This window comes from Nocardia carnea (assembly GCF_029868325.1).
Classification (GTDB): Bacteria; Actinomycetota; Actinomycetes; order Mycobacteriales; family Mycobacteriaceae; genus Nocardia; species Nocardia carnea_C.
Genome location: NZ_JARWNW010000320.1, coordinates 1 through 14,707 on the forward strand (window position 1 = coordinate 1; position 14,707 = coordinate 14,707).

Genomic DNA, 14,707 nt, shown 5'->3' on the forward strand with positions numbered 1-14,707 from the left:
TGTCCACGGTGCTCGAGGCCATCGCGGCCCGCGCACTGGGCGCCCGGCTGCTCGGGATCTCGCTGGTCACCAACCTGGCGGCCGGTGTCACCGGGGCGCCGCTGGCGCACGCCGAGGTACTGGCCGAAGGACAGGCCGCCGCGCCCCGTCTGGGCAAACTGCTGCGCGGGCTGCTGGAGCAGCTGTAGTGCTCACGTTCGGTACCGCGGGGCTGCGGGGCCCGCTGGGTCCGGGCCCGGACCGGATGAACGAGACCACCGTCGCCCACGCGACCGCGGGTCTCGCGGCATGGCTGCGCGACCGCTGCCTGGGCGGTGGCCGGGTGGTGGTCGGCCGCGACGCCCGGCACGGGTCGGCGGAGTTCGCCGAGGTCACCGCCGAGGTGCTGGCCGCGGCCGGTTTCCCGGTGGTCCGGCTCCCCGAACCGTGGCCGACCCCGGTGACCGCGTTCGCCGTCCGAACGCTCGGCGCGGTGGCCGGGGTCCAGATCACCGCTTCGCACAATCCGCCCGCCGACAACGGCTACAAGGTGTACGTCGACGGTGGCGCGCAGCTGCTCGCTCCCGCCGATACCGAGATCGAGCAGCAGATCGCGGCGGTGACCGAACCGATCCCGCGTACTGCGGTGGACATCTCGGGCGCCGGCCTGCACTCCCGTTATCTCGGGCGGGTCGCTCAGCTGCCGCAGCTGATCGGCGGGCCGGGTGAACGCGCGGGGATCCGGATCGCGCTCACACCGCTGCACGGAGTGGGCGGCGCCACGGTAGTGGAAGCGCTCACCGCGGCCGGGTTCATCGATATCCACACGGTGGCCGAACAGTTCACCCCCGACCCGGATTTCCCCACGGTCGCCTTCCCGAATCCCGAGGAACCCGGCGCCGCCGATCTGCTGTTGCGACTGGCCGAGCGGGTGGGTGCCGACCTGGCCATCGCCCTCGACCCCGACGCGGACCGCTGTGCGCTCGGCGTGCCCACCCCCGAGGGCTGGCGCATGCTGCGTGGCGACGAGACCGGTGTCCTGCTGGCCGACGCTGTACTGCGCACCGCCCCGCCGGATGCGCTGGTGGCGACCACGATCGTCTCGTCGCGGTTGCTCTCCCGGCTGGCCGCCGAGCGCGGTGCCCGCTACGCCGAAACCCTGACCGGCTTCAAATGGCTGGCCCGGGCGGGTGACGGTCTGGTGTACGCGTACGAGGAGGCGCTCGGCCACTGTGTGGACCCGGCGGCCGTGCGCGACAAGGACGGTATCTCCGCGGCGGTGCTGGCCGCCGATCTGGTGGCGCGGCTGCGTGCCCGGGGCCGCACCCTGCTCGACGAGCTCGACGATTACGCGCTGCGCTTCGGGGTGCACGCCGGCGATCAGGTCTCGCTGCGCCTGCCGGATCAGCGGGCCGCGGCGGCGGTGGTGAACACCTTGCGTACGACACCACCGCGGGAACTCGCCGGTACCGCGGTCGATTACACCGATATGGCGCAGTTGCGCGGCCGGATGCGCACGGACGCGCTGCTGTTCACCGGTGACGGCCTGCGGCTCGTGGTACGGCCCTCGGGTACCGAACCGAAACTCAAATGCTACCTGGAGGTGGTGCAGCCGGTTTCCGGCCGAGACGATCTTCCGTATGCGAGAGATACTGCCCGGCAACGTCTTTCGGCCGCAGCTGCGTACTGCCGCACGCTGGCGGGCTGATCGCTCACCGCGGGCCGAACTGCCGGTCCCCGGCGTCACCGAGCCCGGGCACGATGAACGCGTCGTCGTCGAGCCGGTCATCGATCACCGCGGTCACCAACCGGACGGGTAGCCCCGAACCGGCCAGCGCCGCGATGCCCTCCGGGGCCGAGACCACGCACACCGCGGTGATATCCGTGGCGCCGCGCCCCGCCAGCAGTTTCAGCGTGTGCACCATGGAGCCGCCGGTGGCCAGCATCGGGTCCAGCACCATGACCGGTGTCGTGGACAGATCCTTCGGCAGCGATTCCAGATAGGGCACGGGCCGGTGCGTCCGTTCGTCGCGGGCGACACCGACGAACCCCACTTTCGATTGCGGGATCAGGTTCGTGGCCGCCTCCACCATGCCCAGCCCGGCCCGCAGCACGGGCACCAGCAGCGGCGGGCGGGCCAGGCGCACACCGCGGGTCGCGGTGACCGGAGTGTCGATGTCGTAGTACTCGACCTGCGCATCGCGCAGCGCCTCGTACACCAGTAGTCCGGCCAGGTCGCGCAGCGCGGCCCGGAAGGCGGAGTCGGGGGTGCGTTCGTCGCGGAGCGTGGTCAGCAGGCTCGCCACGAGCGGATGGTCCAGGGTGTGCGTACGCATGAGGGAACGATAAGGTCGAACCCGCGCGCGCCGCCGTCGCGCCGGGGATTTCCGGATTTCGATTTCGATGGAACCGAGCGGGAAGCCGGTGCGTCGAATCCGGTAGATGACATACTCTGCCCGTTAACGAAGTCGATGGGGGAACCTCTGATGGTGAACATCTCAGCCGATGCCGAAGGCATCGCGGCCTACGGCACCACTGCCGGGGTGATGGCCTCCGAGCTCGCGGCGGCAGGGGCCGGCACCTCGGGTGCCGCACCCGCGATTCTCGGCCCGATCTTCGGTCTGGTCGGCGGCGATTTCCTGGCCGCCTACGCCGCCGCGCATGCGGGTCATCTCGCGACGATCGGCCAATTGTCCGCCGTACTGGGCACCATGAGCGGAGCGGCGGGTGTGGCCGCCGTGAGTTACGCCGAGGCCGATACCAGCAATGCGGCCGCCCTGCGCGGTGCCGCCGGGGAGTGACCGGTGATCGATATCAGCGCACTGGCCAAACCGATCCTCGATCTGCTCGCCAGTTTCGGCACCGGCGTGCTCGGCGCCGGCGGCCCGGGTGATTCGTTACGGGCGGCCTCCACCGCGATCGATCAGGTGCATTCACTCGGCCGCACGGGCATCAATCTGATGAACACCGCCTGGGACGGTACCGGCGCCGACGCCGCGACCTCCAAGGCCTTGCGGGTGCAGACCTCCGCGGCGAGTATTTCCGATCGCGGCAACGAGATGGCCACGGTGATGGGGCAGGCGGCGGCCCATGTCGAAACCGGCAACAAGGATCTCACCGCCATCGCGCAATCGTTCGTGAACAACGCCACCGCGATGGCCCCCACGCTGGGCACACCGGCCGGGTTGACCGTGCTCGTCGGGTCCGCGATCGACCATCTGGGGCAGGCGCTGGGTGTTGTGGGCCGGGTGCAGAACGAACTGCAGACCCATACGGCCTCCATGAACGAACTCGCCCCACCGCCGCCCACTCCGTCGGCTGCGAGCGCCGCGCCGGTGGCCGGCCAGGCGATCTCCACGGTGACCTCGGGCCTCAGCAGCGTCGCCGGGGTGGCCGGCACGATGATGAGTACCGCGATGTCGAGCCCCAGCGGCAGCACCACCACGACGAGCGCCGGAACGCCCGGTAAGACGACCAGTTCCGCCGGCACCACGTCCGGTGAGGGTGTCGAGATCACCCTCCCCGACGGCAGTGTCGTGGAGGCGCCGAACGAGAAGGCGGCCACCGCGGTGAAATCCGCTCTCGGCTGCGTCGGCACCCCGTATGTCTGGGGCGGTAATACGCCGGGGGCCGGGCTGGACTGCAGCGGCCTGACGAAGTACGCCTACGGCGAAGCCGGGGTGGAGATCCCGCGCCTCGCCCACGAGCAGGCCAACGGCGCCACCCCCGTCTCCCCCGGCGACCTCATGCCCGGGGATCTGGCGATCTGGGACGGCCATGTGGCCATGGTGATCGGCAACGGCCAGATCGTCGAAGCCGGCGATCCGGTGCAGGTCGGTTCCGTCCGCACCGAGAACAGCGGGATGGAGTTCTACGGGTTCTACCGGCCGACGGAATGAGTCGGCCATACGCCAGGCTGCCCCGCGATGGGCGAATATCCGATCATGACGACTGGACAGAAGTATGAGTGAGCAGCAGGTTCCCGAGATACCGAACGTCACCGTGGCCGGGAGCAGGAATCGTTCCGGCACCCTGTCGGTACGAGCCACCGATCAGGGTATGCCGGTGGAGATCAAATTCGAGCGCAGCGAATACCGTTACGGCGCACAAGCACTCGCCGACGAAATCCTGCGGCTGACCAAACGCTCGACGATCGCGGCGCAGGCGAAACGCCGGGAACTGCTGGCCGAGAACGGAATGCCGGCGGAGATCCTGGACCAGCTGGGTTTGCCGACCAGGCAGCAGGCGGTCGACGAACTGGATCGGATGGACGACGCCGACACCGGGCCGACGAGCTGGATGCGGCCGGTATGAGCCGCCGCGAATTACCGATCGCGCGGTATCACCACGGCGCACCACCACGGGGATCCAGGAGGGATGAAGCATGAGCGCGGAAATGGACGCCCTGGTCGCGGGGGCCACCCAGAAACTGGAGGCGCTCGAAGCGGCGCTGTACGGACTGAAACAGATCCGGGGCCGGTTCACCAGCGAGGACGGGCTGGTGAGCGCGGAGATCGACAGCAACGGAGCACTGGTGGATCTGCAGCTCGCCGAGGGGGTCACCTCGCTCCCGCCCGCCGAAGCCGCACAGTTGATCCTCTCCGCGTGCCGCCAGGCCGCCGAGGAGGCCGGTGGCCGGCGCTCGGAGGTCGTTGCCGCACTGAACGAATCGTTCGCACCGGCTGCGCAGGCGGACGCACAACCGGCCGGAGGATATCCGGGTAACGCCTGATCACGGCCGGTCGCGGGCTGGTTTCGCGGGTGTCGCAGCGAGCACACAGTGCCATCGGGAGTACCTGGGCGTATGCTCCGGGCGTGCACCGCACGGGGTACGTCCATCTTCCGCTCCGGCTGTGGTCGGCCCAGGGGTGGGCTCGGCCCTGCTCTACCTATTAGGCTTCCGCGTATGGCTTCTGGAGACATCGTCCCGATCGAGCTCGGTCTGACCGACGGCGATCTCGTCACCCTCTGGGCACCGCGCTGGCGTGACGGGGATGACGAGTGGGAAGCGTTCCTAGGACACGAGGACGCCCTGTACGGCTTCGAATCCGTAGCCGAACTGGCGGCCTTCATCCGGACCGATTCCGATAACGATCTGGTCGACCATCCGGCCTGGAAGGTTGTCGCCGGGCTGTCGGCCGCGGAACTGGAGCCCGAGGACAACTACTCGTTCGACCTGGTCGGCGTCCCCGAGCTGGCTGCCGGTGATCCGGATGTGGATACCGTCGCCGAACTCGAGGACACGCTGGCCATGGTCCGCAATATCGGCGAGGTCTGCGAACTCGAGACCGTGACGAAGTTCTTCGCCACCCACCCCGCGCTCGGTGCACTGCCCGGCGGCACCAGCATGTTCGTCGGCCGCGAGGGCCTGGAACTGTGGGATCAGATCGGCGCCGCAGTGGCCAAGAGCTGGGACGATGTGCTGGATTCGATCGATTCGGTGGTGCGTGTCCCCGCCGTGGACGCCGAGGCGGTGGCCCTGGCCGAGGCGGAATTGCTGGCCGCCGAGGAGAACGAGGTCGACGCCGACGACGTCGCCGATACCGACGACGACAGCGATATCGAACCCGTCGATCTGAATGCCGACGACGAGGACGAAGACGAAGACCTCACATTCTGGGAGGAAGTCGGGATCGACCCCGTCAAGATCGTCACCTCGGGTTCGGAATACTTCACGTTGCGCTGCTATCTCGACGACGAACCGATTTTCCTCGGGGCCAGGAAATCCATTTCCGTCTTCGGTAGCGAACGCGCCCTGGCCCGCTACCTCGCCGACGATCACGAACACGATCTGGCCCGGGTGAGTACCTTCGCCGAGGTGCAGACCGCCGCGGTGGACGGCTCGCTGGAGGTCGAGGTCACCGACGAGAACGTTTACGTCCTGCCCGGTCTGGCCGACGATCTGACCGAGGGTCCCGAGGCGGTGGATACCGAACAGCTGGACCTGGTGCTGGAGTTGTTCACCGACGCCGCCGATTACGCCGAGGACGACGCGGTGGAACAGGCTCTGGCGAAATCGACACCGCTCGGCTGGTACGTCTCCTACCTGCTGAACCCGGACCCGACCCGGATGGCACCGAACCCGCCGTTCGACGCGGAGGCCCGGGCGTGGCGCGAGCTGGAACGCAATTTCGAATCCCGGCTGACGCCGCGCTGAACCGGCCCGGTCGGCACCCGGTTCGCGCAGCGGTAGGTCTCGATGTGGACACACGCAGGCTCATTCGGTCGATAAACCGGCACGAACTGGGCAAACTGTCTGGCCAGCGGTGTTTTGCCGTCGCGCAGCCCCGGTCGGCGCCTGCCGGGCGGGGGCGGCCACATCGCGGCAGCAGGGCAGATGTACGAAGGAGGACGCATGCCGACAGTGCGGATCGATCTGGATCAGGATCTGCTGGCGGCCGCCGGCGCAATCATGGGCACGGGGACCGATAAGGCAACGATTCACGAGGCGCTGCGCCGGATCGTGGTCCATGAACGACAGCTCCGGCATTTCGAGCGGCTGGCCGCGTCGGCGCTGAACCGGTCACCGCAGCCGGCGATCGCCGATAGCTGACGGCGCGTACAACGCGAACCTGTCGGTACCCGTTGGCATGATCCGGGCATACGGAGTCCGGAGGGGGAATCATGTCGGTACCTATCACCGATCTGCCCGTCACCCAGCGTCCACGTGAGCGGCTGTACGCACTGGGCCCGCAGGCGCTGAGCGACGGCGAACTCTTGGCGCTGCTGCTCGGTCAGGGCAGACGCGGGGCCAGCGCGGTCGAACTGGCCTTCACCCTGCTCACCGAATTCGGCGGAGTTACCGGATTGTCCTCGGCACGTCCCGAGGAACTTGCCCGCCTCGGCGGTGTGGGTACCGCCAAGGCCGCCGCGATCATCGCCGCCTTCCAGCTCGCCGCCCGCGCCCGCCTCGGCCCGGTGCCCGCGGCACCACTGTTACGCGCCGAGGATGTTGCGCTGGCGGCCGCCCCACTGTTCGCCGGGGCGCGGGTCGAGCGTCTGCTGGTGCTGGTCTGCGATACGCGTAACCGGTTGCGGCGATCGGTATTCGTCGCCGAGGGTGCGATCGACGAGGTCGCTGTACCGGTACGCGAAATCCTCAACACCGTGCTGCGTAACGACGGTCGCGCATTCGCCCTCGTACACAACCACCCCTCCGGCGACCCCTCCCCCAGTCTCGACGACCGGCGCGCCAGTAGCGTGCTCGCGGCCGCGGCACATACCGTCGGCCTCCGTTTCCTGGACCATGTGGTGCTCGCCGGAGAGCAGTGGCGCCGCGCCGCGCCACTCGAGGAACCGGACCTGTGAACCTTGTCAGGATTACGCGCCGGGAAACTCGGCAGGCTGTCGGATCAACCAGGTATGCCGGATCCGTCCTCGGCGATCGCCGCGGTACTGCGGTCGCGGGCGCGGCGTCGCGCGGTGACCAGACGGGCGCCGATGAGCCCCTGCCGGGGTGCGAACAGATAGACCGCGGTGAACACCACGCCCTGCGCCAGAACCATGGTGGCACCGGGTGCGGTATCGGCGTAGTAGCTGACGTAGAGGCCGGTGAGGGCACACAGCGCCGAAATGACCGGGGCCAGCACCAGCATCCGGCCGAACCGATCGGTGAGCAGGTAGGCGGTGGCGCCCGGGATGATCAGCATGGCCACCACCAGGACCACCCCGACGGCCTGCAGCGCCACGACCGCGGTCAGCGCGAGCAGACCGAGCAGCGTCGCGCCCAGTACGCGCGGGTTCAGGCCGATCGCGTAGGCGTGGACGCGGTCGAAGGCGTACAGCGTGAAATCGCGCCGTTTGAGGACGAGAACCACGAAGACGAAGGCGGCCAGTACGGCGATCTGCACCAGCTCGTCCGGTCCGACGCCGAGGATATTGCCGAAGATGATGTGGTTGAGATCGGTATCGCTGGGTGTCACCGAGATCAGGACCAGGCCGAAGGCGAACAGGGTGGTGAACACGATGCCGATGGCGGCGTCCTCTTTCACCCGGCTGGTATCGCGGACCAGGCCGATCAGCGCCACGGCCAGAAAACCGAAGATCACCGCACCGACGGCGAACGGGACCCCTGCGATATACGCGAGCACCACCCCGGGCAGCACGGCGTGCGAAACGGCGTCCCCCATGAGGGACCAGCCGACGAGCACCAGCCAGCACGAGAGCAGCCCGCACACGATCGCGGCGACCAGGCTCGTGATCAGCGCGCGGACCATGAAGGCGTAGCGCAGCGGTTCGAGCAGGAATTCGATCGGATCCATGACACTCACCTGATTGCTCCGGGGAAGCCGCCGGTCCGGGCGGAAGTCAACGTTGTTCCAGCACATCGAGTCCGAAGGCCAGCGCGAGGTTTTCCGGGCGCAGCGCCTCCTCGGTGCTGCCGTGCACCAGCACCCGGCGCATGAGCAGCGCCGCCTCGTCGGCGAGCCCGGGCAGGGCGTGCAGGTCGTGGGTGGAGATCAGGACGGTCGCACCGTCGGCGGCCAGTTCGCGCAGCAAACCGGTGATCGTCGCCTCGGAACGTTTGTCCACACCCGCGAACGGTTCGTCGAGCAGCAGGATCCGGGCGCCCTGCGCGATCCCCCGGGCCACGAAGGCGCGTTTGCGCTGGCCACCCGAGAGCCGACCGATCTGCCGGTCCGCGAGATCGGTCAGTTCGACCCGCTCCAGTGCCTCGTCCACCGCGGCCCGGTCGGTGCGGCTCACCCGTCTGGTGAAACCCATCCGGCCGTAGCGACCGGTGGTCACCACATCGCGGACCGACAGCGGGAACGACCAGTCCACCGCTTCGCTCTGCGGTACATAACCGAGCAGTCCGCAGCGGCGGGCCACTGCCGGTTTCTCACCACCGATACAGACGGTGCCGCGGTCCGGGACGATCATGCCCATCAGCGTTTTGAACAGCGTCGATTTACCGGAGCCGTTCATCCCGATCAGCGCGCACACCCGGCCCGGGTCCACCGCCAGCCGGACATTGTCGAGCGCCTGCACCTCGCCGTAGTAGACGGTGACGCCGTCGACGTCGATCGCGGGGATTGTCATGACCGGCTCCCGGTGAGTGCGGCGGCGATGGTTTCGGCATCGTGGCGGATCAGGTCCAGATAGGTCGGCACCGGACCGTCCGCCGCGGACAGCGAGTCCACGTAGAGAACACCGCCGAACCGTGCACCGGTGGCCTCGACGACCCGCTGCATCGGCGCGTCGGAGACGGTGGATTCGCAGAACACCGCGGGTACCTGATTGTCGCGGACGTATTCGATGACCCGGGTGATCTGCTGCGGTGTGGCCTGCTGTTCGGCATTGACCGGCCAGATGTAGGCCTCCGACAGGCCCGCGTCGCGAGCCAGATAGGAGAATGCGCCTTCGCAGGTCACCAGCGCCCGCTGCCGGCGCGGTAGATCGCGGAGTTCGGCGACGAGTTCGTCGTGCACCTGCTGTAACCGGAGTTTGTAGTTGTCGCCGTTGGCCCGGAACGCGGCACCGTGTTCGGGTGCGAGGCGGGTGAAAGCCGCCACCATATTGTCGACGTAGATCTGGACGTTGAGCGGGGACATCCAGGCGTGCGGGTTGGGTTTACCCGCGTAGGCGTCGGAGGTGATGGGTACCGAGGCCACTCCCTCGCTCACGGTGACGTGCTCGGCGTCGAGGTCGGCGACGAACTGGCCGAACCAGGCCTCCAGGTTCATCCCGTTGTCGAGGATGAGATCGGCTTTTGCCGCACGTTTGATATCACCGGGCGTCGGTTCGTAGCCGTGGATCTCCGAACCCGGTTTGGTGAGTGACTGCACCTCGAGGTGCTCGCCGGCGATATTGCCCGCGATATCGGCCAGCACGGTGAAGGTGGTGACCACCACCGGTTTTCCGTCGCGGGGCAGGTGGAATGTCTGGCAGGCGGTGAGCACGACTGCTGTCGCGCAGACCGCGAGCACAGCGGTGAGCCGGAGAAATACCCGCATGCCGAACCACCGCCTTCCAGTCAGAATGGTAAGTTCGGGTACCCGAATTATCAAGTTCGTGTGACGGAACCCAAACGACCGGGAAAACAAAACCGCCCCCGTGCGGAACACGGGGGCGGTTGCGACGACAACGACTCAGCGCGCGAACAGCAGCGCGCGCTTGACTTCCTGAATCGCCTTGGTGACCTCGATACCGCGCGGGCAGGCATCGGTGCAGTTGAAGGTGGTGCGGCAGCGCCACACCCCGTCGACCTCGTTGAGGATGTCCAGCCGCTCCCGGGCGCCTTCGTCGCGGCTGTCGAAGATGAAGCGGTGCGCGTTCACGATCGCGGCCGGGCCGAAGTAGCTGCCGTCGTGCCAGTACACCGGGCACGAGGTGGTGCAGCAGGCACACAGGATGCATTTGGTGGTGTCGTCGAACCGGGCGCGATCGGCCTGGCTCTGGATCCGCTCGAAGGTCGGCTCGTTTCCGGAGGTGATCAGGTACGGCTTCACCGCCCGGAACGCGTCGAAGAACGGTTCCATATCGACGACCAGGTCCTTCTCCACCGGCAGGCCGCGGATCGGCTCGACGGAGATGGTGACCGGCTTACCGTTCTTCGGCAGCATATCCTTCATCAGGACCTTGCAGGCCAGCCGGTTCACGCCGTTGATCCGCATCGCGTCCGACCCGCACACACCGTGCGCGCAGGAGCGCCGGAAGGTGAGCGTGCCGTCCAGGTAGGACTTGATGTAGATGAGGATGTTCAGGAACCGGTCGGTCGGCAGCGCCGGCACCTGGAACGATTCCCAGTGCTGGCCCTGCCCGTCCTCCGGGTTGAACCGCGCCACCTTGACGGTGATCATGGTCGAGCCCTCGGGTACCGGCGCCGGGTTCGCGGCTGCGGGCTTCTCGGCTACAGCGGTCATCAGTACTTACGCTCCATCGGCTCGTAACGGGTCTGCACCACCGGCTTGAAGTCCAGCCGGATATCCGAGAGGAGATCCGCGCCTTCCTTGTAGGCCATCGTGTGCCGCATGAAGTTCACGTCGTCGCGGTCCGGGTAGTCCTCGCGGGCGTGACCACCACGCGATTCCTTGCGGTTGAGCGCGCCGACCACCGTGACTTCGGCCAGCTCCAGCAGGAAGCCCAGTTCCAGGGCCTCGAGCAGATCACTGTTGTAGCGTTTGCCCTTGTCCTGCACCGTGATCCGGGCGTAGCGCTCCTTGAGCGCGTGGATATCGGTGAGGGCCTGCTTGAGCGTGTCCTCGGTGCGGAACACCGAAGCGTTGTTGTCCATCGACCGCTGCAATTCGGTGCGGATATCGGCCACCCGCTCGTTGCCGTGGTCGGACAGGATCAGCGAGAGCCAGTCCTGCACCATCTGGGCCGGGTTCTCCGGCATCTCGACGAATTCGGCGCGCTGGGCGTATTCGGCGGCGGCGATACCGGCGCGGCGGCCGAACACGTTGATATCGAGCAGGGAGTTGGTCCCGAGCCGGTTGGCGCCGTGTACGGAGACGCAGGCGCATTCACCGGCGGCGTACAGGCCGGGGACGATATCGGTGTTGTTGCGCAGCACCTCGCCCTGGATGCGGGTGGGGATACCGCCCATCACGTAGTGGCAGGTCGGGAAGACCGGCACCAGTTCCTTCACCGGGTCCACACCCAGGTAGGTGCGGGCGAATTCGGTGATATCGGGCAGTTTCTCCTCGAGCACGTCCTCACCGAGGTGGGTCACGTCGATGTAGACGTAATCCTTGTTCGGCCCGGCGCCGCGCCCCTCGAGTACCTCGAGCACCATCGAGCGGGCCACGATATCGCGAGGCGCGAGGTCCTTGATGGTGGGCGCGTAGCGTTCCATGAACCGCTCGCCGTCCACATTGCGCAGGATGCCGCCCTCACCGCGGACCGCCTCGGAGATGAGGATGCCGAGCCCGGCCAGGCCCGTCGGATGGAACTGGTGGAACTCCATATCCTCGAGCGGCAGGCCCTTGCGGAACACGATCGCCATACCGTCGCCGGTGAGCGTATGCGCGTTGGAGGTGGTCTTGTACATCCGGCCGGAACCGCCGGTGGCGAAGACGATCGACTTGGCGTGGAACACGTGCAGTTCGCCGGTGGCCAGCTCGTAGGCGACCACACCGGTGGCGACCGGACCCCGCTCGGTATCGGTCATCACCAGGTCGAGCACGTAGAACTCGTTGTAGAACTCCACGTCGTGCTTGACGCAGTTCTGGTACAGCGTCTGCAGGATCATGTGACCGGTGCGGTCGGCCGCGTAGCAGGCACGCCGCACCGGGGCCTTGCCGTGATCACGGGTGTGCCCGCCGAACCGGCGCTGGTCGATCTTGCCCTCGGGCGTGCGGTTGAACGGCAGACCCATCTTCTCCAGGTCCAGCACCGCGTCGATGGCCTCTTTGGCCATGATCTCCGCCGCATCCTGGTCGACCAGGTAGTCGCCACCCTTGACGGTGTCGAAGGTGTGCCACTCCCAGTTGTCCTCTTCGACATTGGCCAGGGCCGCGCACATACCGCCCTGGGCCGCGCCGGTGTGGCTGCGGGTGGGGTACAGCTTGGTCAGCACCGCGGTGCGCGCCCGGGGGCCGGCCTCGATGGCCGCCCGCATACCCGCGCCACCGGCGCCGACGATCACGACGTCGTAGCGGTGCTCCTGAACAGGCCGAGACTCAACTGTTTCGCTGGTTCGTTCGCTGCTCTCACTCATGCGAGGGGGCCGTTCCTAACTGATGTTGGGGTCGAAGGTGAAGATGACGTAGGTGCCCACGCCCATGATCAGGATCATCGACAGCACCAGCAGCGTGTTCAGCCAGAAGCGGGTCGAATCCTTGCGCGAGTAGTCCGCGATCACGGTGCGCAGACCGTTGCCGCCGTGCAACTGCGCCAGCCACAGCATGGCCAGATCCCAGATCTGCCAGAACGGGCTCGCCCAGCGGCCGGCGACGAACGCGAAGTTCAGCCGTTTCACGCCACCGTCGAGCAGCAACATGATCGCCATATGACCGAGGACCAGCACGATCAGCGCGACACCGGAGAAACGCATGAACAGCCAGGCGTACTTCTCGAAGTTGCCGTTGGTCCGGGCCCGGGGCGAGCGCGGCAGGTCCAGGCTCGCCGGACGATCGTAGGACTTACCGAGAACAGGTGCAGTCATGGCTCAGTGCTCCGTCAGCAGTAGGTAGAACATGCGACCGATCGTGGGCACCAGAAGGACCACCAGCAGGCCGATGATCCCCCAGAGCATCTGCTTCTGGTAGCGCGGCCCCTGCGACCAGAAGTCCACCAGGATGATCCGCACACCGTTGAGCGCGTGGAACAGCACGCAGAAGACCAGGCCCATTTCCATGAGCGCGACGATCGGCGTCTTGTAGAGCTCGATCGCCTCGTCGTAGGTTTCGGGACTGACCCGGACCAGCGCGGTGTCCAGGACGTGCACGAACAGGAAGAAGAAGACCGTGACACCGGTGATCCGGTGCAGGGCCCAGGACCACATACCGGGGTCGCCTCGGTACAGCGTTTTGCGCTTCGGCTGAGCCGGAGCTTCTATCGTGGCCATAGAGTCTCGGTGCCTCCAACATCGTTGATGGACCCGGTCACAGATCCCGGCACCGAGTGCGGTGGAGCCGGGATTCGGTGACGCACCAGCCGGGGTGTGACAGGGCCCTATCCCGGGGCCGCGGTCGCTGGGCTCGCCGCCGCCGAACGTGTAACCGATCTGGTCTGGACTCTAATCCCCTCACATTGGCGGAACTAATTCGGCGTGCCGCGCGTTGCAGCGATATCGGGCAGGTTAGGGTTGCCTTTGTCAGGTCGCCGAAGGGTTACGCGACGGGTCAGCCACGCCCGCACAACCTCACCTGCCGAACATCCCGCGAGCCGGTATTGATCTGGTAATCCATTGCGCCGCAACGGTTTTACCGAATCGTGACGATTCCACGCGAAGGCGGCCCGATTTCCGCCGGCGACGAATGCTCGCAATGCCGGGGTCGCCGTTGTGCGCCGGGGCAATGTGCAAAATGTCTCACCGGTTCGGGTGAAGTTACTCGAGAGTAGCCGAATAATCGGGCGTGCGGAGAAAGATCTCCGGAAATCGTGACCCCGGCCCACGCACCGGGCGGAACGACAGACCCGCCCGGCGCCGGGGCACAACACACTCGTATCCCGGCGAAGGCTCAGTCGCCCTCGCCGATCGTCTCCACCCGCAACCGCACAGCTTCGTAGTTGAACTCCGTATCGACGATATCGCCCGTCACATGCCCGAGTAGCGCCTGACTGGCCGGCGCGCTCTCCGGATACTTACCCACCGCGGGATCGGCGTCGTAGTCGGGCACGATCTGGTACTCCAGCTGCACCTCGACCTCGTCGAACGCATTGAGCCTGGACAACAACAATTTCGAATACACCATGACGATGAGGAACTTCGGAAGCGTCATTCGGCACCTTCCTGGCGACCACGAGGCCGGGCCGGACAGCCCGGCACCCTACATATCTCCGCACCGAACGCAGTGTTTCAGTGTTGTTGGCGGCGCCTGCGGCGCCGCGGGTTTTGGCCCACCTTGGTCCCTGCTGTCAGCGCTCGATGCTCGCGGCTGCGCCGGATGGTGAGCGCCCATCTCACTGCCAAGCGCGTCGAGGCGCTGCGCGCGTCCAGGACGGCGCTGTAGAGATGCCGGTGGCGGTCCCAGAAATCCACCAGCCCGCGGATCGTGCGTTCGATACGGTCCGCCGGCTCCCCCGCGCCGACGAGAATATCGTTGACCGCGAACACTTC

Annotated in this window: 17 protein-coding genes and 2 pseudogenes; 9 read left to right on the forward strand and 10 right to left on the reverse strand. The window is 67.1% G+C overall.

The annotated features are described in order from the left end of the window. Both QH196_RS32225 and QH196_RS32230 read left to right on the forward strand, forming a co-directional pair. A pseudogene (locus QH196_RS32225) lies at window positions 1-188 on the forward strand (purine-nucleoside phosphorylase); the annotation flags it as partial. Continuing rightward, on the forward strand, window positions 188-1,687 hold the full coding sequence (locus tag QH196_RS32230; protein ID WP_280419629.1) for a phospho-sugar mutase: 1,500 nt from the start codon (window positions 188-190) through the stop codon (window positions 1,685-1,687). The pseudogene QH196_RS32225 and the gene QH196_RS32230, both read left to right, overlap by 1 nt. Before the next feature lie 4 nt (window positions 1,688-1,691). Here the strand turns inward: QH196_RS32230 and upp are convergent, their stop codons facing one another. Beyond that, window positions 1,692-2,315 carry a uracil phosphoribosyltransferase gene (upp, locus tag QH196_RS32235; RefSeq protein WP_280419630.1) on the reverse strand — a complete coding sequence of 208 codons (624 nt, stop codon included), beginning with the start codon at window positions 2,313-2,315 and terminating at the stop codon, window positions 1,692-1,694. Window positions 2,316-2,465: 150 nt separating this feature from the next. Between upp and QH196_RS32240 the strand changes: the two genes are divergently transcribed. The 7 genes from QH196_RS32240 (at window position 2,466) to QH196_RS32270 (ending at window position 7,287) form a co-directional block, all read left to right on the forward strand. Then, the gene (locus QH196_RS32240) at window positions 2,466-2,780 is read left to right on the forward strand and encodes a type VII secretion target (RefSeq protein WP_280419631.1); all 315 of its coding nucleotides are present in this window, start codon (window positions 2,466-2,468) and stop codon (window positions 2,778-2,780) included. Between the two features lie 3 nt (window positions 2,781-2,783). Next, entirely contained in the window at window positions 2,784-3,878 is a 1,095-nt protein-coding gene (locus tag QH196_RS32245) for a C40 family peptidase (protein ID WP_280419632.1), read from the forward strand. 64 nt (window positions 3,879-3,942) lie between these two features. After that, complete coding sequence (locus tag QH196_RS32250) at window positions 3,943-4,293, forward strand: hypothetical protein (RefSeq protein ID WP_051157155.1); 351 nt, start codon at window positions 3,943-3,945, stop codon at window positions 4,291-4,293. Between the two features lie 70 nt (window positions 4,294-4,363). Then, window positions 4,364-4,711 carry a YbaB/EbfC family nucleoid-associated protein gene (locus QH196_RS32255; protein WP_280419633.1) on the forward strand — a complete coding sequence of 116 codons (348 nt, stop codon included), beginning with the start codon at window positions 4,364-4,366 and terminating at the stop codon, window positions 4,709-4,711. A gap of 174 nt (window positions 4,712-4,885) precedes the next feature. Next, entirely contained in the window at window positions 4,886-6,136 is a 1,251-nt protein-coding gene (locus tag QH196_RS32260; protein ID WP_280419634.1) for a primosomal protein, read from the forward strand. 198 nt (window positions 6,137-6,334) lie between these two features. After that, window positions 6,335-6,532 (forward strand): type II toxin-antitoxin system VapB family antitoxin, encoded by a 198-nt coding sequence (locus QH196_RS32265; RefSeq protein ID WP_280419635.1) that lies wholly within the window; start codon window positions 6,335-6,337, stop codon window positions 6,530-6,532. Between the two features lie 71 nt (window positions 6,533-6,603). Beyond that, window positions 6,604-7,287: a JAB domain-containing protein gene (locus tag QH196_RS32270; RefSeq protein ID WP_280419636.1), complete on the forward strand. Its 684-nt coding sequence runs from the start codon at window positions 6,604-6,606 to the stop codon at window positions 7,285-7,287. Window positions 7,288-7,331: 44 nt separating this feature from the next. Here QH196_RS32270 and QH196_RS32275 read toward each other — a convergent pair whose 3' ends face one another. From QH196_RS32275 to QH196_RS32315, 9 genes and pseudogenes are all read right to left on the reverse strand, one after another. After that, complete coding sequence (locus QH196_RS32275) at window positions 7,332-8,240, reverse strand: metal ABC transporter permease (protein ID WP_280419637.1); 909 nt, start codon at window positions 8,238-8,240, stop codon at window positions 7,332-7,334. 46 nt (window positions 8,241-8,286) lie between these two features. Continuing rightward, entirely contained in the window at window positions 8,287-9,021 is a 735-nt protein-coding gene (locus QH196_RS32280) for a metal ABC transporter ATP-binding protein (protein WP_280419638.1), read from the reverse strand. Further along, a complete protein-coding gene (locus QH196_RS32285; protein ID WP_280419639.1) occupies window positions 9,018-9,935 on the reverse strand; it encodes a metal ABC transporter substrate-binding protein in 918 nt (305 codons plus the stop codon). The genes QH196_RS32280 and QH196_RS32285 overlap by 4 nt, the downstream gene beginning before the upstream one ends. A 135-nt stretch (window positions 9,936-10,070) precedes the next feature. Continuing rightward, on the reverse strand, window positions 10,071-10,844 hold the full coding sequence (locus tag QH196_RS32290; protein ID WP_195055256.1) for a succinate dehydrogenase iron-sulfur subunit: 774 nt from the start codon (window positions 10,842-10,844) through the stop codon (window positions 10,071-10,073). Then, entirely contained in the window at window positions 10,844-12,643 is a 1,800-nt protein-coding gene (gene sdhA / locus QH196_RS32295; protein WP_280419640.1) for a succinate dehydrogenase flavoprotein subunit, read from the reverse strand. The genes QH196_RS32290 and sdhA overlap by 1 nt, the downstream gene beginning before the upstream one ends. 15 nt (window positions 12,644-12,658) lie before the next feature. Beyond that, the gene (locus QH196_RS32300; RefSeq protein WP_280419641.1) at window positions 12,659-13,090 is read right to left on the reverse strand and encodes a succinate dehydrogenase hydrophobic membrane anchor subunit; all 432 of its coding nucleotides are present in this window, start codon (window positions 13,088-13,090) and stop codon (window positions 12,659-12,661) included. A 3-nt stretch (window positions 13,091-13,093) separates the two neighbouring features. Next, a complete protein-coding gene (sdhC, locus tag QH196_RS32305) occupies window positions 13,094-13,492 on the reverse strand; it encodes a succinate dehydrogenase, cytochrome b556 subunit (protein WP_280419642.1) in 399 nt (132 codons plus the stop codon). Window positions 13,493-14,108: 616 nt separating this feature from the next. Then, the gene (locus QH196_RS32310) at window positions 14,109-14,369 is read right to left on the reverse strand and encodes a GreA/GreB family elongation factor (RefSeq protein WP_280419643.1); all 261 of its coding nucleotides are present in this window, start codon (window positions 14,367-14,369) and stop codon (window positions 14,109-14,111) included. 77 nt (window positions 14,370-14,446) lie between these two features. Then, a pseudogene (locus tag QH196_RS32315) lies at window positions 14,447-14,707 on the reverse strand (hypothetical protein); the annotation flags it as partial.